The 18,733-nt window shown below is 63.4% G+C and carries 16 protein-coding genes, 1 tRNA gene and 1 other annotated feature; of the genes, 5 read left to right on the forward strand and 12 right to left on the reverse strand.

Going from position 1 to position 18,733, the window contains the following annotated elements; all coding sequences use genetic code 11:
- Window positions 1-23 precede the first annotated feature (23 nt).
- The 8 genes from phoU to G335_RS0109445 form a co-directional block, all read right to left on the reverse strand.
- A complete protein-coding gene (gene phoU / locus G335_RS0109410; RefSeq protein WP_018145414.1) occupies window positions 24-746 on the reverse strand; it encodes a phosphate signaling complex protein PhoU in 723 nt (240 codons plus the stop codon).
- A gap of 11 nt (window positions 747-757) precedes the next feature.
- Entirely contained in the window at window positions 758-1,588 is an 831-nt protein-coding gene (pstB, locus tag G335_RS0109415; protein WP_018170007.1) for a phosphate ABC transporter ATP-binding protein PstB, read from the reverse strand.
- Between the two features lie 277 nt (window positions 1,589-1,865).
- Complete coding sequence (gene pstA / locus G335_RS0109420) at window positions 1,866-3,533, reverse strand: phosphate ABC transporter permease PstA (protein ID WP_018176568.1); 1,668 nt, start codon at window positions 3,531-3,533, stop codon at window positions 1,866-1,868.
- Between the two features lie 27 nt (window positions 3,534-3,560).
- A complete protein-coding gene (locus G335_RS0109425) occupies window positions 3,561-5,831 on the reverse strand; it encodes an ABC transporter permease subunit (protein ID WP_018176569.1) in 2,271 nt (756 codons plus the stop codon).
- A gap of 212 nt (window positions 5,832-6,043) precedes the next feature.
- Window positions 6,044-7,018, reverse strand: a complete 975-nt coding sequence (locus tag G335_RS0109430; protein ID WP_018176570.1) for a PstS family phosphate ABC transporter substrate-binding protein — start codon at window positions 7,016-7,018, stop codon at window positions 6,044-6,046.
- 299 nt (window positions 7,019-7,317) lie between these two features.
- Window positions 7,318-8,640 (reverse strand): phosphate regulon sensor histidine kinase PhoR, encoded by a 1,323-nt coding sequence (gene phoR / locus G335_RS0109435; protein ID WP_018170004.1) that lies wholly within the window; start codon window positions 8,638-8,640, stop codon window positions 7,318-7,320.
- Window positions 8,641-8,655: 15 nt separating this feature from the next.
- A complete protein-coding gene (gene phoB / locus G335_RS0109440; protein WP_018145420.1) occupies window positions 8,656-9,345 on the reverse strand; it encodes a phosphate regulon transcriptional regulator PhoB in 690 nt (229 codons plus the stop codon).
- Window positions 9,346-9,491: 146 nt separating this feature from the next.
- The gene (locus G335_RS0109445) at window positions 9,492-10,277 is read right to left on the reverse strand and encodes a 3',5'-cyclic-nucleotide phosphodiesterase (protein WP_018176571.1); all 786 of its coding nucleotides are present in this window, start codon (window positions 10,275-10,277) and stop codon (window positions 9,492-9,494) included.
- 251 nt (window positions 10,278-10,528) lie between these two features.
- Between G335_RS0109445 and G335_RS0109450 the strand changes: the two genes are divergently transcribed.
- Window positions 10,529-10,604, forward strand: a tRNA-Ala gene (locus tag G335_RS0109450).
- A 1,234-nt stretch (window positions 10,605-11,838) separates the two neighbouring features.
- Here G335_RS0109450 and G335_RS0109455 read toward each other — a convergent pair.
- Window positions 11,839-12,042 (reverse strand): AlpA family transcriptional regulator, encoded by a 204-nt coding sequence (locus G335_RS0109455; protein WP_018176572.1) that lies wholly within the window; start codon window positions 12,040-12,042, stop codon window positions 11,839-11,841.
- A 293-nt stretch (window positions 12,043-12,335) separates the two neighbouring features.
- Between G335_RS0109455 and G335_RS14365 the strand changes: the two genes are divergently transcribed.
- Entirely contained in the window at window positions 12,336-12,983 is a 648-nt protein-coding gene (locus G335_RS14365) for a hypothetical protein (protein ID WP_231368483.1), read from the forward strand.
- Window positions 12,984-13,885: 902 nt separating this feature from the next.
- Here G335_RS14365 and G335_RS0109470 read toward each other — a convergent pair.
- A complete protein-coding gene (locus tag G335_RS0109470; RefSeq protein ID WP_018176575.1) occupies window positions 13,886-14,317 on the reverse strand; it encodes a hypothetical protein in 432 nt (143 codons plus the stop codon).
- Between the two features lie 274 nt (window positions 14,318-14,591).
- Complete coding sequence (locus G335_RS0109475; protein WP_018176576.1) at window positions 14,592-15,137, reverse strand: hypothetical protein; 546 nt, start codon at window positions 15,135-15,137, stop codon at window positions 14,592-14,594.
- 401 nt (window positions 15,138-15,538) lie between these two features.
- Between G335_RS0109475 and G335_RS0109480 the strand changes: the two genes are divergently transcribed.
- Both G335_RS0109480 and G335_RS0109485 read left to right on the forward strand, forming a co-directional pair.
- A complete protein-coding gene (locus G335_RS0109480) occupies window positions 15,539-16,183 on the forward strand; it encodes a hypothetical protein (RefSeq protein WP_043690035.1) in 645 nt (214 codons plus the stop codon).
- 107 nt (window positions 16,184-16,290) lie between these two features.
- A complete protein-coding gene (locus G335_RS0109485) occupies window positions 16,291-16,743 on the forward strand; it encodes a hypothetical protein (RefSeq protein WP_018176577.1) in 453 nt (150 codons plus the stop codon).
- Window positions 16,744-16,923: 180 nt separating this feature from the next.
- Here the strand turns inward: G335_RS0109485 and G335_RS13950 are convergent, their stop codons facing one another.
- A complete protein-coding gene (locus tag G335_RS13950; protein ID WP_369773010.1) occupies window positions 16,924-17,157 on the reverse strand; it encodes a helix-turn-helix transcriptional regulator in 234 nt (77 codons plus the stop codon).
- Window positions 17,158-17,178: 21 nt separating this feature from the next.
- Between G335_RS13950 and G335_RS0109495 the strand changes: the two genes are divergently transcribed.
- Window positions 17,179-18,404 (forward strand): IS3 family transposase gene (locus G335_RS0109495; RefSeq protein WP_231368530.1). Its coding sequence is split into 2 segments (ribosomal slippage): window positions 17,179-17,461 and window positions 17,461-18,404, totalling 1,227 coding nucleotides; the frame shifts between segments, so codons are not numbered across the junction.
- Window positions 17,454-17,570, forward strand: a sequence feature (AL1L pseudoknot). (Overlaps the previous gene by 117 nt.)
- Window positions 18,405-18,733: the final 329 nt, after the last annotated feature.

Raw genomic sequence — 18,733 nt, forward strand, 5'->3', positions numbered from 1 at the left:
TGGGCAGAGTCGAGTCGCTGGGGTCAGTGGCGGTCACCGGTGGCCTGCTCGGCCATTTGCTCGTAGCTGGTGTGGCGCACGTCCTTGCCCTTGACGAAATAGACGACGTATTCGCAGATGTTGCGCGCGCGGTCGCCGATACGTTCCAGGGAGCGGGTGGCCCAGACGATGTCCATCAGGCGCGGGACGGAGTCCGGGGCGGCGGTCATTTGCCGCATCAGTTTGTGGGTGACGGTCTCGTACAGGCTGTCGATCTGGATATCGAGCTGGGCAACGCGCACGGCCTGTTCCACGTCCATACGGGCGAAGGCATCCAGGGCCCCGCGGGTCATCTCGCGGACATGTTCGCCCATGCTGGCGATATCCGACATCGGGGCGCTGTTGCGGTCTTCATCCAGCAGGTGCAGGCCCATGCGGCCGACCCGCTCGGCCTCGTCGCCCATGCGTTCCAGGTCGGTGATGGTCTTGATGACCGCGATCACCAGCCGCAGGTCGGAGGCGGTCGGCTGGCGTCGGGCGAGGATGTGGGTGCACTCCTCGTCGATCTCGACCTCCTTGGCGTTGACCTCGTAGTCGGAGGTCATGACCTTCTCGGCGAGTTCGGCATCGCCCTCGACCATCGCGTGGACGGCATCGGCGAGCTGCTGCTCGACCAGGCCGCCCATGGCCATCACCTGCTTGATGATGTCTTCCAGCTCGGCGTTGAATTGCTGCGAGATGTGTTGCTTGAAGAAGCTCTTGTCCATGTCGTCGTTCCTCAGCCGAAGCGGCCGGTGATGTAGTCCTCGGTCTGCTTCTTGGCAGGCGAGGTGAACAGGGTGTCGGTATCCGCGTATTCGATCAGTTCGCCCATGTACATGAAGGCGGTGTAGTCGGAGACGCGCGCGGCCTGCTGCATGTTGTGGGTGACGATGACCAGCGTGTAATCCTTCTTCAGCTCGATCATCAACTCCTCGATCTTCAGCGTGGCCAGCGGATCCAGCGCCGAGCAGGGCTCGTCCAGCAGCAGGACCTCGGGGTCGATCGCGATGGCGCGGGCAATCACCAGGCGCTGCTGCTGGCCGCCGGACAGGCCGAAGGCGTTCTCGTGCAGGCGGTCTTTCACCTCATCCCACAGCGCGGCGCGCTTGAGCGACTTCTCCACCACCTCGTCCAGCTTGCGGCGGTTCTTCACGCCCTGCAGGCGCAGGCCGTAGGCCACGTTCTCGTAGATCGACTTGGGGAACGGGTTCGGCTTCTGGAACACCATACCCACACGGCGGCGCAACTCGGGGACATCCACGGACTTGTCGTTGATGTCCGCGCCGTCCAGGCGGATGGTGCCCTCGATGCGTACGGAATCGATCAGGTCGTTCATGCGGTTGAAACAGCGCAGGAACGTGGACTTTCCGCAACCGGAAGGCCCGATGAATGCCGTGATGCGGTTCTTCGGGATGCGGATGTCGATGCCCTTGAGCGCCTGGTCCTCGCCGTAGAAAAGCTTGAGGCCCTCCGCGGTCAGGCAGATGTCCTCTCGGTCGAGGCTGAGGCCGCGCGGGGCCTGGTTATTCTGGGCCACGTTGACGGCGTGGGTCTGGGTGTCACTCATTTCGGGTACTCCATGGGGAATGGGGTTCGACGCATCCCGGCACCGCGAAGGTACGGAAAAGCACCGTCATCGCGAGGCGCGCAGCGCCGTGGCGATCTCCGTGGGTGGCCCGGGCGCTGGGCCCGGCGGACCTCCGGGGTTGCGTCGGGAGATAACTCGCTGCGCTCGCCCTTCGGGCCGGCCTGCGGCCGTTCAACGCGCTTCGCGCTTTTGTGCCGCGGCCCCTGCGGGGCCTCGCAATGACGGTGCATATGAAAGACGTTATGCATGTCGTATCTCAGTCACTGTCGGCGCGGTACTTCTCACGCAGGTAGTTGCGGATCGAGATGGCGGTCAGGTTGAGCACGATGATCAGCATCACCAGGATCAGGGCGGTCGCGTAGACCAGCGGCCGGCCGGCCTCGACGTTCGGGCTCTGAAAGCCGACGTCGTAGATGTGGAAGCCCAGGTGCATGAAGGCGCGATCCAGGTGCAGGTACGGGAAGTTGCCGTCCACCGGCAGGCTGGGGGCCAGCTTGACCACCCCGACCAGCATCAGCGGGGCCACCTCGCCGGCCGCGCGCGCGACGGCCAGGATCAGCCCGGTCATCATCGCCGGCGCCGAAAGCGGCACGATCAGGCGCCACAGGGTCTCCGCCTTGGTCGCGCCCAGGGCCAGCGAGCCGTGGCGGATGCTGGCGCCGATGCGGGTCAGGCCTTCCTCGGTGGAGACGATTACCACCGGCAGGGTCAACAGCGCGAGCGTGAGCGAGGCCCAGATGATCGCCGGCGAGCCGAAGGTGGGCGAGGGCAGGGCGTCGCGGAAGAACATCTGGTCGATGTTGCCGCCAACCAGGTAGACGAAGAACCCGAGGCCGAATACACCGAACACGATGGAGGGCACGCCCGCGAGGTTGTTCACCGAGATGCGGATGATGCGCACCAGCGGGCCCTGCTTCGCGTACTCGCGCAGGTAGATCGCGGCCAGCACGCCGAACGGGGTTACGACGATCGACATGATCAGGACCATCAGTACGGTCCCGAAGATCGCCGGCAGGATGCCGCCTTCGGTGTTGGCCTCGCGCGGATAGCCGGTCATGAACTCCCAGAAGGTGTGCACGTAGTGCCCGAGCTTTTGCGGGATGCTCATGTCGTTCGGCCACCAGGCGTTCACGACATCCGCCAGTGCGATCACGGATTCGGCGCCGTCGGCGGTCTCCATCAGGATGGCGTAGCGGCGCAGTTCGCGGCGCAGCTCGTTACGTTCGTTTTCCAGCTCCGCGTACTGCTCCTCGAGTTCCGCGCGTTCGGCCTGCAGTTCGGCCTCGCGCTCGGCGCGCTCCTCGATCGACAGCTCGGTGGCACGCTCGATACCGCGCAGGGCAATGCGGATCTGCTCGATCTGGAAATTGATCGCGCCGATGTCCACGCGTTCGATGCGTTCGATCTGGCGGACCAGGCCGCGGGTCTCGGGGATAACCGCCTCGAAACGCACGCGGGCCTCGTTGCCGGTGGCCACGGCCTCGCCGTCCACGCGGAACTCGCGAACGAAGCCGTAGAAGTTGCCCCACTGCAGGCGTTCCAGCACCACGGCATCGCGAGGCATCTCGCGCTCGCCCATGAAGTCGTCCAGATACCAGCGGAAGTCTCGCGAGTCGAGGTCACGATTGCCGCGCTTGACCAGGTGCCGTACCACGATCTCCTGGCCTTCGGGCACGTCGAAGCCGGCGTCGCGCATGGCCTGGGCGGTCATTGTCTCGGAGCGCTGGAACTCGCCCATGACCTGGGTAGGCTCGCTTTGCTGCGCCGTCTGGTATTCGAACTGGGCCACGCTGGACGGCCAGAAGAACGACAGGCCGTTGACCGCAATCATCAGGATCAGCCCGAAAACCATCACCAGCGAGGTGGCCACCGCGCCCGCATTCAGCCAGATCCAGGGGGTGCCGGATTTGAACCATTTATTCATCGGATCGGGACCTGTCTGGAATGCGTTTTAAAGGGAGGCGTACTTGTTGCGCAGGCGCTGGCGCACGATCTCGGCGACCGTGTTCACGAAGAACGTGAGCGCGAACAGCACCAGTGCGGCGAGGAACAGGATGCGGAAGTGGCTGCCGCCGACCGCGGCCTCGGGCATCTCGACCGCGATGTTGGCGGAGAGCGTGCGCATGCCCTCGAAGATGTTGAAATTGACCACCGGCGAGTTCCCGGTCGCCATCAGCACGATCATGGTCTCGCCGACGGCGCGGCCGAAGCCGATCATGACCGCCGAGAAGATCCCCGGGCTGGCGGTCAGCAGAACCACGCGCACCACGGTCTGCCAGGGTGTGGCCCCCAGCGCCAGCGAACCCTGGGTCAGGTGCTTGGGCACGTTGAACACGGCATCCTCGGAAATCGAGTAAATGGTCGGGATCACCGCGAAGCCCATGGCGATGCCGATCACGAGGGCGTTGCGCTGGTCGTAGGTGATGCCGTTGTCGGTCAGCCACTGGCGCGCGTCCCCGCCGAACATCCAGATCTCGATCAGGGGGCTCAGCGTCACCGCTAACCAGCCCACCAGCAGGATCACCGGGATCAGGATCGCGGCCTCCCAGCCCGCCGGTATGAATGCGCGGACCTGCTCGGGGAGCACACGGGTCCAGACGAAGGCCATCAGCAGCATGGACAGCGGCAGCAGAATCAGGATGCTCGCGACGGCGGGCAGGTTCGCCTCGATGAACGGGGCCAGCCACAGCCCTGCGAGGAAGCCAAGGATGACCGTGGGCAGCGCCTCCATCAGCTCGATCGACGGCTTGGTGAGCGTGCGCATGCGCGCCGACATGAAGTAGGCGCTGTAGATCGCCCCCATGATCGCCAGCGGGGTGGCGAACAGCATGGCGTAGAAGGCGGCCTTGATGGTGCCGATGGTCAGGGGGATCAGCGAGAACTTGGGTTCGAACTCGTCGGTGGCCGAGGAGGACTGCCAGACATAGTCGCCACCCGAGCGGCCCTCGTACCAGACCTTCTGCCACAGCACGTGGAAGGAGACCTCCGGATGACGGTTCTCCAGGCGCTGCAGGTGCCAGTTCTCGGCCTCGTCGATGGCGATCAGCAGGCGGTTGCGCGGGTCCACGTACACTCGATGCAGCGCCTGATCGGTAATCTGGCGTTCCACCAGGGTGCGCTGCGAGGTGGGGTAGTGGATCTTGATCTGGCCGGTTTCGTCGGCGGTCAGGAAGCCCTTGCGGATGTATTCGGGCTGGGTGTTGGTGACCGGCCCGGCGTGCGCGGGGAATTCGCGCACGCGGGTGATGCGGTTCACGTTGTCGGCGTCGCGCACCAGCATGTACTGGGTGACCGATCCGTCCGAGCCGCCCACGACGATCGACACCGTGCCCAGGAGGTACTCGAGCGAGGTGACCTCGGCCTCGTCTCCGCGAATCACGCGTTTGCTGTCTTCCAGGGTTGCGCTGGCCGGACGACGGATGTCGTAGGAGTGCAGGCGGCCCTGGTCGTCGCCCACGAGCATGATGCGGCCGGTGATGTCGAGCAGGATGCGGGTGGGCGTGCTGCCTTCGGGCAGGGCGGGCATGTCGTAGGCACTGCGGCGCACCTGGGTCTCGCCGGTCATCATCGAGGTGGTCTCCTCGAACTGGACCAGACGGATGTGGCCGTCTTCGGTGGTGGCGGCGACACGAATACCGCTGGACCCGCGCTGGATCCCGACCACGCTGATGGCGGGGCCATCGCCGTCGATATCCAGCAGTGCGGAGTCTTCGTCACCCAGCGGGTAGATCACGCGCGGGTCATATTCGCGGCCCTCGGGGGTGAAGCGCTCGTTGTATTCGTACTCGATGGCGAGGACCTGCCCGTTGTCGAGGCCAAGCGCCACCAGGCGGGTACGCGGCTCGGCCGCGGTGAAACTGGTGACCCGGACGTCATCGGGAATCGGCAAGGTCTGTTCGCGCACGATTTCGCCGGTATTCGGGCGGAAGAACACGGCACGCCGGTCGTCGGTGATGCGCACGGCCATTTCGCGGTGGCGATTCACCGCCAGGTGCACGGTGCGGGTATCGGCGCCGCCGGGGGCGTCGTACTCGGTCAGGGGGTCGAGCTTGGCGCCCTGGAACATCGGCAGGGTTTCGCTCAGGAGGTAGACGAACATGAGGGTGAGGGCACCGACCACGGCGATCCCGAAAAACCCGATCATGTAGCGCGCGGAGCGATCCTTGGTGCGGCGCCAGCGCTGGAAACCGGCGAGACGCGGGGCGATGGTGGCGGTGGACATGAAGTTCCCCTGAGAGCCGCCGCGAAGGGCGTGCAAAACCATTGGATGTCGGGGCGTGATGCTACGGCCGCTATGTGACAGGGACGTGACATCCATGTGACGGCTGGTTGACCGGTGGGCGAGGAAGGCCTGCGCGCAACACACAAAAAAGGCCGGAACCCTTGGGTCCCGGCCTTTGCACCCATTCCCTGGGCGCGGGTACTGCGCCCGGTTTATTCCAGACCGAGGTTCTTGCGCTCGCGCTCGGCGACCGTGGCCGGCAGCGGGATGAAGCCATCACGCACCACGACCTCCTGGCCTTCCTTCGACAGCACCATCTTCAGGAACTCGGCGGCGCGCGGGGTCAGGCCGTCTTCCGGGTGCTTGTTGACCATCACGTAGAGGAAGCGGGCCAGCGGGTAGTCACCGGAGGCGGCGTTCTCGCCGTTCGGCTCGAAGTAGTTGCCTTCTTCGGTGCCCAGCGGGATGGCGCGCACGCCGGAGGTGGAGTACCCGATGCCGGAGTAGCCGATGCCGTTCAGGGACTCGGAGACGCCCTGAACCACCGAGGCGGAACCCGGCTGTTCGTTGATGGCGTTCTTGAAGTCGCCATCGCACAGGGCGTGCTGGCGGAAGTACCCGTAGGTGCCGGAGACGGCGTTACGGCTGTACAGGGTGATGTCACGGTTGGCCCAGGAGCCTTCCAGTCCGAGCTGACCCCAGCGGGTGATGTCCTCGGCACCGCCACAACGACGGGTGGAGGAGAAGACGGCGTCGACCTGATCGATGCTCATGCCTTCGATCGGGTTGTCGCGGTTCACGAACACGGCGATGGTGTCGATGGCGACCGGCACGGCGGTCATCTCGTAGCCGTGGCGCTGTTCGAACTCGGCATGTTCGCTGTCACGCGGCATGCGCGACATCGGGCCGAAGTCGGCGGTGCCTTCGGTCAGGGCGGGCGGGGCGGTGGAGGTGCCGGCACCCTGGATCTGGACGTTCACGTTCGGGTAGAAGCCCTGGAATTCTTCCGCCCACAGGGTCATGAGGTTGTTCAGGGTGTCGGAACCGATGCTCGACAGGTTGCCGGAGATGCCGGAGACCGTCTTGTAGGTCGGGATGTCGGCATCGACTTCGGCCGAGGCGGTCAGCGGGGCGATGGCGAGGGCTGTGGCCGTGGCCAGCGCGAGGATGCTTCGCTTCAACAACATGGGTGTACTCCCTTGGGCTTGCTTGAGGTTTTCAAGGCCGAGTGGCTCGGTCCTTGATGACGAATTATCGGGAGCGGTGCTTGCAGTTGCGTGACGCGCATGTGACAGCCGCGTGACATCTGGCCCGGTAGGGTTGGGGCCGGGTTCGTGGGGGGGATTACTTCGTTGCGCTTGCAATGACGGGTATTGGTATAGGTCATTGCGAGGAGCGAAGCGACGCGGCAATCGGTCTAAAAGGCCCATGGGTTCGGGGCGTTTGCGGACGATTGCCACGGGCCCTGCGGGCCCTCGCAATGACGTTAGTTGGAGGGGCCGGAGGGTTCGGCGCGGCGGATGCGGGTCAGGGGGAACAGGCAGGTGAAACGGCTGCCGCGGCCGACCTGGCTCTCGATGGCGAGGTGGCCTTCATGGCGGGCGAGGACATGTTTGACGATGGCCAGGCCCAGGCCTGTCCCGCCGCGCGACTGGGTGCGTCCGGCATCCACGCGATAGAAACGTTCGGTCAGGCGCCCGAGGTGATGGCTGGCGATGCCGGGCCCGGTGTCCTCGACGCTCAGGCGCCCACCGTCGTCGTCGGCGCGCCAGCGCAGGGTGATGGTGGTCCCGCCAGGGGTGTACTTCACGGCATTGAACAGCAGGTTGGCGCAGGCCGAGCGCAGTTCGTCCGGGTTGCCCTGGAACTCCAGTTTGGGGTCGGCGTCCAGTACGATCGCGTGCGCTTCCGTGCCCGAAAGGATGCGCGCCTCGTCCGTCAGCTTCTGGAACAGTGGGAACGGGTTGAACCAGTCCTGCGGGCCGGTGGTTTCGCCGGTCTCCAGGCGTGAGAGCAGCAGCAGGTCGTCCACCAGCAGTTTCATGCGCTCGGACTGTTCGCGCAGCATCTGGACCGAACGCGCGAGCTGAGGCTGGTCCTCCAGTTCGTCTTCCAGGCTCTCGGTGACGCCGTAGAGAACGGTCAGCGGCGTGCGGAGCTCGTGCGAGACGTTGGCGATGAAGTCGCGCCGCATGACCTCCAGGCGGTGCAGGTGGGTGGTGTCCCGGGCCAGCAGCAGGTACTGCGCGTCGCCATAGGGGAGCATGCGCATCTCCAGTTGGCGCTCGCTGTCCAGCGGGGAGGGCACGGTCACCCGCGCGAGGGACTCGCGGGCACGTTCCATGAACGTCAGGAACTCCGGGTGGCGCAGGAGGTGGGTAATGCGCTGGCCCTCGTCGCGCGGCCAGTGGAGCCCGAGCAGCTGGCAGGACATGTCGTTCAGCCACTCGATGCGCAGGTCATCGTTCAGGACCACTACCGCGTCGGGCATGGCCTTCGCCGAGTCCCGGTAGCGCTCCAGCAGCTGGCGCAACCGATGCACGCGGTTCTCGTGGCGTCTGCGGCGGCGGTAGAGGTGGTCGAAGATCACGCCCCACAGGCCGCGCACGTCCGGTGGGTCGGCACGGCCGCCCCGGCGCAGCCAGGTCTCCAGCCACAGCAGGTTGGCGATGTTCCAGGCCAGTGCAGCCCCAAGCAGAAACGCCAGGGTGGGCCAGAACTGGCCGGTGGCCCAGCCAAGCGTCAGGAGCGGCAGCGCGATCAGCAGGCTGGTAATGAGGATGTCGGGCCAGGTCTTGCGGGGCTGCACGGGGACCGCCGAAGGTCAGGGAAGTTGCGAGAAACGGTACCCTGAACCACGCACGGTTTGCACCAGGTGGTCATGCCCGGTGTCGGCCAGCGCCTTGCGCAGGCGGCGGATGTGAACATCCACCGTGCGTTCCTCCACATAGACGTTGGTGCCCCAGACCTTGTCCAGCAGCTGTTCGCGGCTGAACACCCGATCCTGATGGGTCATGAAGAAGTGCAGCAAGTTGTACTCGGTCGGGCCCATGCTGATGGCCGCGCCGTTGCCGGTGATGCGATGGGAGACGGGGTCCAGACGCAGGCCCTCGATCTCGATCGGTTCCTCGCTGGTGGTGGGCGAGGTGCGGCGCAGCACGGCCTTCATGCGCGCGACCAGCTCGCGCGGCGAGAACGGTTTGGTTACGTAGTCGTCGGCGCCGACATCCAGGCCGCGCACGCGGTCTTCTTCCTCGCCGCGGGCAGTCAGCATGATCAGCGGGATGTCCTTGGTGACCGGGCTGGTCTTGAGCGTACGCGCCCAGTCGATGCCGCTGATGTCCGGCAGCATCCAGTCCAGCAGGATCAGATCCGGCGGGTCTTCCAGCAGGAGGGATTTTGCCGAGCGGACATCTCCGGCCTCGCGGACCTCGTAGCCCGCCTTCTGGAACGGCACCTGCAGCATCTCGCGGATCGCTGCATCATCTTCCACCAGCAGAATTCGAGTGGCCATGGCCCCGTCTCGTGATTACCTGGTCCGCATTAGATAACAGGGATGTTACAGGCGTGTGAACGGGAGGTGGTGCGGCGGCAACCAGCCTGTGGCGTATTCGGGCGGCTCGCGACCGATCATCGTGGATGACGAGCGATGAGTAGCCGCTAAGGGTGGGCGCCGAGTTCGAAGCGTTCGTCGCCGTGCAGGAAGATCATGCCGTCGTGGTGCGGCGAGCGGGCGAGCTGCTGGCGGATGGCCTGTTCGTGGCCTGGCTTGAGATGGGTGATGGCAATGCGCGGGCGGTGCTGCAGTTGTGCCAGGTCCTCGCCCAGGTGCTGCGGGGTGTAGTGCTTGGCCAGATCCGCCATGCCCTCCATCTCGTCTGGGAGGCCGGTCTCGATCATCAGCAGATCGAGGTGGGGCAGGGCGTTCAGCGCGGGCCAGAGCAGGTGCGAGGAGGTCGTGTCGCCGCTGAAGGCGAAGGCGGCGCCGTCGCTGTTGGTGACGCTGTAGCCGACCGCGGGCACGGTATGGCGGGCCGGCAGCACCTGGATCTCGCGATGTTCCACCGCGATGCTGTGACCGGGTTGCAGCGACTCCAGGCGGATCAAGGGCTGATCGGGCCGTGGCAGACGGGTGAAGTCCGGCCAGATCACCCAGTTGAAGACGTGATCGCACAGGGCCTTGAGTGTTGCCGGGAGGCCGTGGACGTGGACGGGCGGGGCATCCGGGCTGTAGACCATGTCCGCCAGCATCGGGAGGAAGGCGATATGGTCCAGGTGCGAGTGGGTCAGGAAGACGTGGCGAATGCGCCGCAGCTCCTCCAGGGTCAGATCGCCCACGCCACTGCCCGCGTCGATAAGGATGTCGTTATCGATGAGGATGGATGTGGTACGCCGGCCCGGGCCAATCCCGCCACTGGCGCCAAGGATGCGAACGGACAGACTCATGTCGGACAGTATATCGAGCGAGCAGCGGGCCGTCGTGTGGCCAGACCCGCGAGCCGGAGGCTGGGGTCGGTCGCCCCGGGTCGTTGGATGTGGGTGACGGACATGCCCTAATGCTAGACCGGGTCCAGGCCCAAGTTCCGTGACGTGCGGCGCGAAAAGGTGATCCCGAGGCATGGCGGGGCGTCTCGCGAATCTTGTGCGGGCGGGGCTTCCCGCCACCCGGTGGAGTTGCTAGAATGCGCGTCCTGTTTGGGGCGGTAGCTCAGCTGGGAGAGCGTCGCGTTCGCAATGCGAAGGTCGGGAGTTCGATCCTCCTCCGCTCCACCAAACACCCCAGAAAATCAGGAAGTTATAGGGCAAAAAACGCCATATATACCATCCTGTGTGCCATTCTTAGGAACGGTAGGCCCCGCCGGTAAATTACTGGCGGGGCTTTTCTTTTTTGGGCCCTACGCTTCCCGAGGCACGAAAACCGGGCCAACAGGTAACAATTGACCTAGACGCCCCGTCCGACTTGTAGATTCTGCTGGACCGTCTCGCCGACGACACGGCCGAAGTGCTGGACACATAGACAAAACAGGCCCTGGCCATATACGAAACCGGGGTCGGCCGAGCGCAAGAGGCATACCCGTGGCGCCAAACGGGGGTGCGTGCTCGACCGGGCTGCGGGCAGATCCACGGCCGCCCTGTGTTCGCAATGCCTCTTTGCCCTTTCCCGCAGGTTCCTATCGGTCAGCGTAGTTGTCACCAGATCCAAGCAGTCGTAGTGACTCTGCTCCGCGCTATCGGATAGCGGTTCTAAGTCCTGCGTGGCCGGGGCTTCCTCTTTCACCCCTGAAGCACTGACCCAAGTGAAAGGGGCGCGTCAGCAGCAGGTCGGTGATGCGGCGGTTGAAGCTTACGACCATACCGTTGGTCTGGGGCCCTTTGGGGGCGGATCAGACGGCGGTCGATGTCTTTCTCGGCACACAGCCGGTCGCAGGGATGCTCCCCGCCGGCTTCCGCTCTCGGGCGGCGCCAAAGCGACCAGTAGATTTCTTTCGGTTCTCGTACAAGGCATGGCTCATATGGCAAGGAGCGTTGCACAGCCGCTTTTTCGGAATACTTGTCGCGGCCTCGGCACTCTGCGAGCCCTCTGGAGCGCCAGATAGACCAAGCGACTGGCGCGGTGGATGGCGATGCACTGATAGCCGGACGATGGTCGGCCATCTGGGGTATGTGTCTGAGGCCCACGTGCAAAGCCTGGGATAAATTGCCGAAACGGCTCGTGCGTCGTCTCCGCCGCCTCCTCGGGCTACGTCCCCCGCGGGGCTCGCAGTGTGCCCACGCCCTGTCGGGGCGAGAAGTCGGCCAGGGCCGCCCACCGGGTACCAACTCACACGCCACGAACACCAAGCCATCCAGGGACAGCGAGCCAGTTGGGGTCGTTTACCTGGATGGAGCTTCACGCCCCTCTCCCTGCATCTCTGGCGCGCCTCACGCTTCCGAATGACGCGTGCTCGCCGTGATGCCTGCCCACGCCGTTTGCAACCACGCGTGCCCCAACACTTTAGTGCCCTGATCACTCTGCATCTTGGTTGGCAGGCAGCTTATCGATCCAGCGTTCAATGCTGGAGAGGCGCCATCTGACGCACCGAGCGCTGATTCGACGGGGAGCCGGAAAGGCATCGCGCTGGAGCAATCGATAGATCGACGCTCGCGACAGGCGTGTCATGTCGCATACGTCGCGGATGGTGATTAGCGTGTCGATTTGTTTCGTATCCATTTTCGCTTTCCTTTTCGTATCTTTGGGCTTTCCTTGGCTTTCTCGGCTTCTCCCTAGATCTAGGGCTTACCGTTGATACGCGTACTACCGTGCCCGATTTCGATTAATTCTGCATAGGTCGTTTTTCACGTAGTGCGGCTGACGCGCACAGTGGTCTCTGAGAGCCTTCAGTCATTTCGTCTCCTTGGGGTTCTAGACCTTACAAGAAATGGACAGTGATGATTACTCGGATACGTTGGTCTCCTCCATGCCAGACGGGCAGGACGAAACCAACAATCACGAGGGATAGCGATATGAAGACATATAGGTTCCAAACAGCTCCAGCGACTATTGGGATGGGGCCATCCGCCGGATGGTGGCGCAGCTATAGAGTGGCGTTGAGCGATGGCCGGTCGATTTTCATCAACGCCTCATCGAGTCACGATCACATGCTCTATGACCTATCCAGTGGGGTGAGTTCGGGCATTTTCGCGCAACGGATATGCGCACTCCTTGGGCTGGATTATCGGCCCTGCAGTTGCACGGTGCGGAAATTGTGTTCGGGGTCAGCCTCGATGGTGATAGAGGCTTCAGTAATCGAGCATAGGGTCGAACTCGTTGTCAGCGAGATTGATCCGACCTTGGTTTCCGGCGAGACCTACGCACTTTGGGGGTTAGCGGCGGTGATCGCAGAAGTGTACGTGGAGCGGGCCCTCCACGAGATCGGCCAGGAGATTACCAGCATCGGCATGCCTGATGCGGAGGCAAAGGAGATACTGGGATCCGCGCTGGTGGTATGTCTGCGCTCGGTGGCGCGCGAGTGGGAAGGGAGCCCCAGTGGAGATCTGGCCGCTGCTGTGCACTCTGCTGTGACCGGGGATTGGGTGCTCCGCGATGCTATGTCGTCGGTTGCTGCCGATTACGTCCGGGCGCAGCAGGAGCTAATCGATGCAATGGCATGAGGCGGAATGGATATTGGGGTCGCTCGAAGCGTCCACCGCGGTGGGGATCGACTACGACGGACGAGTGATACACGCGATAGCGGTGATGACTCCGAGTGGGTATGAGTGGTATCGGTACTCGAAGGAACCAAGGATAGAGGATATGCGGCGATGTCTATGGCGGGCTGCCACACGATGGAGCCGACCAGATGTGCCGCGGGACACGATCGATCGGGCGATGTGGTTAGCGGAATACGAATTGGGCCGCGGAATCCACGCGATGCCATTGGCCTATGGCTTCGTTGCGCTCCACCGTCGACTTCTTTTCGCTGACAGCCCCGCTGAGGTCTAAGGCCTCGGATTGGGTATTTCGGGCAAGGGAACTGACCCCGGGTTCTGTCCACTGTATTAACTATTTGGAATGATGACCCATCATTCACCTTAGGGATTCGGCCGACCATCCGTAGCCTAGCCACCACGAATGTGCTCAACTTCCATCATTCCACTTAACCTTAAGTGGAATGATGATCGCTGTGTCATTTCCATGCTACTCGATCGCATCCAAGGGGCAGAACTTCCATCATTCCATTTAGCGCTAAGTGGAATGATGGAAGTTCTGCCCCTTCCGGAAAACCCCCTGGTAAGCTGCGTTTCGCGGGCGCGAAACAGGCTTTGACGGGTGTCGCAATTCCCATATCCGGGACGGTTTCGCGGCCGCGAAAAAGACGGGTAGGCGTCGAATAAATTAGGCCGAGTAACGCGGCATCGTGTGAGCGTGATGCTCTGGGTCGAGCGTGGGCGCTGATACTGGGCCGAACGGTTTTATCGGGATCCCATGGGTGAATTCGGGTCAGTCGGCGCGATGATCAAGGTGGGTGTGTTCTGGCGAGGGCCCGTGCCCGTGGCGTAGAGCCGAAAACCGTTCACCGCCCCGTAAACAGGCCCGGCGGCTGTCCCATCGCGCGTCCTTGGTTGAGGTCCAAGATGCCGATAACGCTACGGATGATCACCCATACCGCCCAGGTCAGCGTGATCAGGGAGCCCATGGCGGGCGCCTGACCGGCTGTAAAGGCGGCGCTGAAGGAGGCCATCCACATGATCCAGATTCCGACGATCACCACGAAGACGGCAAACGAGGTCCAGAACATCCGAATTATGTTGGTCCAGTGGCTTCGCAAGATCCCGTTTTCATTTCCGCGTTGGATGTACGCAATGATCACCGCAGCAAGTGCAGTCAGGCCGCCGGTGAATGGCGCGGCGATGTAAAGGGCATATCCCACGAAGCCGATGGTGCGGTCCGAGACCTCCGGTTCGTCCGTCGTCCGGGTTTTTGTGCGGGCGTTTTCCTGGCTCATTATCTGTTTCCAACGGGGGTGTTTTTAAACTCAATGGCAGCGGTGCATTGAACGTGCCGGCGGAAGGCGGGAGGGGCGTGCACGCTGCCAACAGGCGGCCGGGGCCGGTGCTGGGGCCTTGGCGGCCAGTGGTGGCATGCCGGCAAGGGCGCCACGATGAGGCCGGGCTGTTATCGACTCCGACCGGTGCCGGGGGCTGAACCGGAGTCCGATCCGGACGCACGAGGCCTCGGAGCCGAGGTCTTTGTCGACCGGGGAGGTTCGACGTGCTCCCTTAAAGGGTCCCCGATTCGGCTTCGCGCTGCTGGCGTTCCCGCTCGATCCGATGCTGGTTGAGGGCGTCTGCGTAATCTTGGGCGATGTAGCTCAGCGTGGTTTCGCGTGACATGTGTGGTTCGTTGAGCCGGATGGTCGTGTCACCGGCCGCGAACCGGGCCGATTTGTCGCCGACGTGCGGGCGGTTGACGTGGATCTGGCGGTATCCGGCATCGCGCAGCATGTCAACGAGCGAGTCAAAGGTTGCGCCGCCAAAACGCTTGCGGAAAGTTGCTTCCACGGCAACGAGGCGGTCGTTGCCCGCGTCGCAGACTGCCAGCAGACCCTGCAGCCCCTCGAAGCGAATGGTGCTGGCATCAAGGTGATGGAACGCATCGAAATCCAGTGCGCCGCCCGTTGTGCGAAGGATGTCATGGTGACGTTCGATCGCCTCGCAACTGCCATCGAGCGGTAGGTCGAAAGGTGCTGCCTGGGTATCGGCCATGGCGGGCATCAGTGCGGACAGGGAGAGGGCGGTCAGGGTCGCAATCAAGAAACGGGACATATCAGGGCTCCGTGGGATGTTTGACGGCGCTGATATTACCCAGACGTGCGACATCAGTCCCGGCCGACAAGCTTGCCGGTCTTCGCGACGGCCCCCCTGCCGCCAACGTTCGCCTCGAAGATTAATCCTGTGTGGAGTGCGTGCTCGCGCCAATATGGCGCATTCAGACTGTTCCCGTTGGGGTGCCTGGAAGTGGGCCAAGAGTAGTCGGGCGAGTCGGCCGCAGCCTTAATGCTGCCCTTGCCTGCCCGAGGGCCCTTTTCACGCTGAGCGTGGGGGTGATTCATCGATTCGCTTATCCGAGCTTCCCAGTCTGTTTATGGGGTTCCGTGGTTTAAGCCGGTAGGCTCTGCCCGCCTCGCAGCCGGTGAGGCCTCCATCACAACAAGGAAGATAGAAAAATGAAGAAGAAACTCCTGCTCATTCTCGGCTCCAGCATGGCTCTTGGGGGGTGCATGGCCGGCCCGAACGCGGGCGGTATGGGTGCTGGTTCGGTAGCTGGTGCCATTGGTGCCATCGCAAACCGCGGAAACACCGAGCGTCAGCTGGAGCAGGCGCAGCTCGAAGCTGAAGCAATCGCTCAACAGGCTGCGGGAGATGAAAACGACGTAACCGTGCCCGCAACGGTGGGGGACGATCCGCAGGCACGGGCTGCGCATGAGGCTATCGCTGCCGGGATCGGCGCAATGGATGGCTCGGCCGCCGCTCGCAGTGGCGCCGCGATCGGGCAGCGCGGGCCGTCGGCCGCAATGGCGGGCAATCTCGGCGCCGCTGCTTCGGGCGCGGGTATTGGCCTGGCATCGGGTGCAATGGGCGCAGGAATGGGCGCGGCGTTTAATGCCATGGCGGGTGAATCCTCGATCACCTACGAGGATGTCCAGGCCATGAACATCGACATCCAGCGCAGCGATGAATACGTCCATGCCAACGGTCTCACCTGCGTGGACTTCACTGTGGACGCGTCCAACCTGCCGGAAGATCAGGCAGATCAGTTCCAGAAGACGACGGCATGCCAGACGGCAAGCGGAGAGTGGGAGCCGATCTGAACGGCCTTTTTGCGCTCGACGTGTCCCCGCCTTCCGTGGCGGGGGCCTTCAAGGTCGGTTCACGGGTGCGCTCATCTAAGCACCAACCCTGACAAAGGATGTTTTTAATGACTCGATTCAAGGCAACGATTCTCCAGCACGGAGAGGAAGTCACAAAGACCATCCATGCGCTGTCGCTGAAAGAAGCTCGCACTAAAGCGGAGACCGACTACCCGGAAGGGAAAGTGGTGAGCATCGACGAGGATCATTCCACGCGTCGAGCGGCCGCGACTCTCGCTGAGCCTGAGGAGGACCCGGTCAAGCGGGCTTTCGCCTCACGCGACTCACTTGGTCCCGTCCTGACAGTGATTGGCTGGGCTGTGATTGTCGTCGCGGGCTTAGCTGGTTTGTTGTTCGGAGCCATGGTCGCTGAGACCCAGGGTGTCGCTGGATTCTGGTACACGGCCATTGGTGTGTGGGCTTATGCGGTTTCGGGTGTCGTTCTGCTGGCGGTGGGGGCGATGGTGACATATCTCCACCGTATCCAGTGGATGATGGCCAAGGACCGTGTGGGCCAGTAGCGAGGATCTAGTCCGGGCCACTGGGGTGGCTCAAAGCAGGGTGTGCGGTAGAGCATTGCACATAGCCTCCCATGTCCGGGGCTTCTTCTCGGCCTGAATTGATCCCGGTCGGATGTGCTCTGTGCGCATCTTGGAAGCCGAGCACGGCCACGTTCGTGGATTTTTGTCGGATCGTCATTCCTATCCCTTCGGGAGAGCCTCAATCCATCGTTCCACCGACGACAGTTGCCAACGCACGCAACCCCTGCTGATTCGTCTCGGTGCCGGGAAGGCATCGTTGTTGCGTAATCGATAGATTGACGCTCGGGACAGGTTTGTCAGTTGGCACACATCCTTCATGGTGATGAGCGGGTCTACGTCTGTTGTGTGCATGTTCTTCCTTTGTTTGATGGCCCGCAGCTGGCCTGCAGGCATGGTCCATACAACCGTGCCTGAATACGGTTATGGCTGCAGAGGTCGTTTTTCACTTCATCTGGCTGGTGTGGGAAGTGGGAACACCAAGCGGAGTACCCATCCCAGCATGCGGCGATGCAGTCGATTGCGCCGAAGATCGGCTGCACGCCGGAGACGCTGCGGCTGTGGGTACGCCGGGCCGAACGGGAGCGGAATGACGCCTCGGCGTTGTCGGACAACGAACGGGCGCGCCTGAAGGCGCTGGAGCGGGAGAACCGCGAGCTCAAGCGCAGCAACGAGATCCTGCGCAAGGCCTCGGCGTTTTGCGCCCAGGCGGAGCTCGACCGCCACGAGAAGTGATGCGGGCGTTCATCGACGCCCAGCGTGCGGTCTACGGGGTCGAGCCGATCTGCCGCAAGCTGCCGATCGCCCCGTCGACCTACTACGAGCACAAGGCCCGGGAACGTGATCCCGGGCGGCTTCCCGCCCGCGTCCGGAAGGACGCGGCGCTGGACGCGAAGATCCGGGACGTCTGGGAAGACAACTTCAGGGTCTACGGCGTGCGCAAGGTCTGGCATGCCCTCCGGCTGGAGGGCTGTGACGCCGGGCGTTGCAGCGTGGCGCGGCGGATGCGCGCCCTGGGCCTGCGCGGGGTAACGCGGGGCAAGGCCCCGCGCACCACCCGTCCAGCGCCCGGGGTCGCGCGGCCGCCGGATCATGTTGGACGGTGCTTCCGGGCTGAGCGTCCGAACGCCCTGTGGGTGGCGGATATCACCTACATGCCCACGGCGCGGGAAGGCTTCGTCTACACGGCCTTCATCACCGATGCGTTCGCCCGCCGCATCGTTGGCTGGCGCGTCAGTCGGAGCCTGCGCACCGACCTGACGCTGGGAGCACTGGAACAGGCGCTGCAAGCCCGGATGGGACGGGGCACGCCCCGTCCCATCCATCACAGCGATCGCGGTGTGCAATACCTGTCGGTCCGTTACACCGATCGCCTCGGGGAAGCCGGGCTCCAGCCCTCGGTGGGCCGGGTCGGTGACTCCTACGACAACGCCCTGGCGGAGACCATCAACGGGCTGTACAAGACCGAAGTCCGGGCCTACTGGGGGCGTCTCAACGATCTGCGCGACGTCGAGTGGGCTACGCTCCAGTGGGTCGACTGGTTCAACCGACGACGCCTGTTGGAATCCAACGGGTATCGACCGCCGGCGGTGATCGAAGCGCAGTACCATCAACCACTTCAGGGGGCCGTTCGTACAGCGTGACCCAAACCAACGGGTCTCCGGGAAACCCGGGGCGGTTCAAAATCCGGGGCGGTCCGCTGTGGGGAACTGACCCCGGGGTCTGTCCACTGTATTAACTATTTGGAATGATGACCCATCATTCACTTTAGGTTTTTGGCGGGCCCTCCGTAGGTCACTCCACGCGAATGTGCTCAACTTCCATCATTCACTTTAGGCCTAAAGTGAATGATGACCGCTGTGTCATTTCTGTCTGCCGAATCATTCGCGAGGGGCAGGACTTCCATCATTCCATTTAGGGCTAAAGGGAATGATGGAAGTCCTGCCCCTCGCCTGAGAATCATTGTCATGCG

Origin of the sequence: Thioalkalivibrio sp. AKL8 (genome assembly GCF_000380525.1) — a bacterium.
Classification (GTDB): Bacteria; Pseudomonadota; Gammaproteobacteria; order Ectothiorhodospirales; family Ectothiorhodospiraceae; genus Thioalkalivibrio; species Thioalkalivibrio versutus.

Coding starts and splice junctions, on each gene's coding strand:
- phoU (WP_018145414.1), bottom strand. CDS start 746: ATGGACAAGAGCTTCTTCAAGCAACACATCTCGCAGCAATTCAACGCC.
- pstB (WP_018170007.1), bottom strand. CDS start 1,588: ATGAGTGACACCCAGACCCACGCCGTCAACGTGGCCCAGAATAACCAG.
- pstA (WP_018176568.1), bottom strand. CDS start 3,533: ATGAATAAATGGTTCAAATCCGGCACCCCCTGGATCTGGCTGAATGCG.
- G335_RS0109425 (WP_018176569.1), bottom strand. CDS start 5,831: ATGTCCACCGCCACCATCGCCCCGCGTCTCGCCGGTTTCCAGCGCTGG.
- G335_RS0109430 (WP_018176570.1), bottom strand. CDS start 7,018: ATGTTGTTGAAGCGAAGCATCCTCGCGCTGGCCACGGCCACAGCCCTC.
- phoB (WP_018145420.1), bottom strand. CDS start 9,345: ATGGCCACTCGAATTCTGCTGGTGGAAGATGATGCAGCGATCCGCGAG.
- G335_RS0109445 (WP_018176571.1), bottom strand. CDS start 10,277: ATGAGTCTGTCCGTTCGCATCCTTGGCGCCAGTGGCGGGATTGGCCCG.
- G335_RS0109455 (WP_018176572.1), bottom strand. CDS start 12,042: ATGGATACGAAACAAATCGACACGCTAATCACCATCCGCGACGTATGC.
- G335_RS14365 (WP_231368483.1), top strand. CDS start 12,336: ATGAAGACATATAGGTTCCAAACAGCTCCAGCGACTATTGGGATGGGG.
- G335_RS0109470 (WP_018176575.1), bottom strand. CDS start 14,317: ATGAGCCAGGAAAACGCCCGCACAAAAACCCGGACGACGGACGAACCG.
- G335_RS0109475 (WP_018176576.1), bottom strand. CDS start 15,137: ATGTCCCGTTTCTTGATTGCGACCCTGACCGCCCTCTCCCTGTCCGCA.
- G335_RS0109480 (WP_043690035.1), top strand. CDS start 15,539: ATGAAGAAGAAACTCCTGCTCATTCTCGGCTCCAGCATGGCTCTTGGG.
- G335_RS0109485 (WP_018176577.1), top strand. CDS start 16,291: ATGACTCGATTCAAGGCAACGATTCTCCAGCACGGAGAGGAAGTCACA.
- G335_RS13950 (WP_369773010.1), bottom strand. CDS start 17,157: ATGCCTGCAGGCCAGCTGCGGGCCATCAAACAAAGGAAGAACATGCAC.